The organism is Vibrio sp. 10N.247.310.24, from assembly GCF_041467175.1.
GTDB classification, from domain to species: Bacteria; Pseudomonadota; Gammaproteobacteria; order Enterobacterales; family Vibrionaceae; genus Vibrio; species Vibrio tasmaniensis_A.
Genome location: NZ_JBFSUD010000180.1, coordinates 1 through 1666, shown reverse-complemented (window position 1 = coordinate 1666; position 1666 = coordinate 1). Strand labels below are relative to the sequence as shown.

Below are 1666 nucleotides of genomic sequence, written 5' to 3'. Positions count from 1 at the left end.
CAAACGCAGCTTTAAATGAAGGCATGTTCTCGCGGTAGTAACCCACAGAGAGCATGACCTCAACCACTTCTTCGCCGTACTCGTATCGGGCTTGTTCGGCTAGGTACTGGCCATTACCACGTGCATCGAGATAAATACCATCACGGCGCGGCAGTTGATCACATATATAGTAGAGGGCTTGTTCTTGCTGCTTGAATGGCACGTTACCAAGCTCTAATAAAAATGGGACTTCTCGCGTTGTGTTGTTATGAACCGCTATTGGTGCGTAAACAGTTAAGTCTCCAGAACGCGCGAAATCTTCTCCTAGTGAATGACGAAGTTTAGGATCGAGCTTATCGAGTTCTGGCTGAACGTGTTCTTCTAACCACTCTTTCATCTCAGCTTCACGGATGTGCTCTTTCGCTTCGTTAAACGCCTTAGAACCAGTGAAGCTTAATACTGGGCCATCTAACCGTGCAGCACGTTCACGCAAGCCACGACTAATGTAAGCACCACCGCCATTCTTCGGCACACATTGATACTCTTCAAGTGCATCTTCTTCGGTGGCCGTGTCACGAAGCAGGTTCGCTTTCCATTCATCTTCGAGTTCTTGCGTCCAAGGTGTCTTCTTAACCTGGCATATACGTTTGTATAGCCCTTGTTCGCAAGCGTTATCTAAGGTGATGGTGTGGATCGAGTAACGCTTTTTACCTGCACGACTGTCTTGAATTAGGGTGTTGAATAAATTCTCGATGCCGTTATGGGTACTGATTAAGCGAACCTTTGAACCCCACATGGTTAATGCAAGGGCCGCTTTTAGCACTTCGGCTAATCGTTCATGGAAGGCCGCTTCATCGATGATAACCGTGCCCTGCATACCACGCAGGTTAGAAGGGTTACTTGATAGAGCTTTGACTTTGAAACCAGACGCAAAGTTGATCACGTAAGTCAGAATGTCTTTATCTTCATTCTCGAAGACTTCTTCACTGACATCATCACACGCGCAGCTGTAAGCTTTGGCCCACATCGAGACAGCATCAATAAACTCTCGTGCCATGTCTTTGGTTGAACCAACATAGAAGACATCTTCACCGCCTGCACTAGCAGAGGCGGCAGCACTCAATGCTGAGTCTGCCGCTTCTGCCCATGTCACGCCTGTTCGTCGGCTTTTCTCTGCAATCTTTAATTGAGAGTCATCCGCTATCCAGCGCTTTTGATAAGGCAGCAATACATCATTCTTATCAAACTCGCCAGACAAGATCGCACTGCGACTTTGTGATGTGGTTTCATTTTCCATCAGCGTTATCCAAGCATTGCACGAACGGCGCAATCTTTAGCTTCTAACAGCTTTCTTAATGCGATTTCACGCTCTTCATTATCAGGTAGGTCTTCAGCTATTAAGTAAGCCAACTCATTGAAGGGTTTGCTGACCGTTTGTAAACGATCAGGTAAATGCAAGTATTTAAAATACTGAAGTATCTTCGGTGGTGTCGGTTTCTTAATTCCCATTATGCAATCCCCAATATGCCTTTCTTAATGTCTTGAATGGTTTCAGCGGTCACGCCAGCCTGCTTCACAATGGCTTCAGTTGCATCGGCCACTTCTGCCGCAAATGCTGCACGTATTTCTTTCTCAACCTTATGGCTCACCATTGAGGCTTGCTCGATACGTTGAATAACCAAAGCGA

Annotated in this window: 3 protein-coding genes; all 3 read right to left on the bottom strand. The window is 46.3% G+C overall.

The window, feature by feature from the left end; genetic code table 11:
• On the bottom strand, nucleotides 1–1276 hold a 1276-nt coding region (locus tag AB6E08_RS23245; protein WP_372160342.1), incomplete at its 3' end, for a terminase large subunit domain-containing protein.
• A 5-nt stretch (nucleotides 1277–1281) separates the two neighbouring features.
• Complete coding sequence (locus tag AB6E08_RS23240; protein ID WP_102367786.1) at nucleotides 1282–1488, bottom strand: hypothetical protein; 207 nt, start codon at nucleotides 1486–1488, stop codon at nucleotides 1282–1284.
• Nucleotides 1488–1666: phage protein Gp27 family protein (locus AB6E08_RS23235; protein WP_372160344.1), on the bottom strand; the 179-nt coding region annotated here is incomplete at its 5' end. The genes AB6E08_RS23235 and AB6E08_RS23240, both read right to left, overlap by 1 nt.

What these genes read in the sequence shown, in the direction of transcription:
- AB6E08_RS23240 (WP_102367786.1), bottom strand. Translation starts at nt 1,488, where the DNA reads ATGGGAATTAAGAAACCGACACCACCGAAGATACTTCAGTATTTTAAA.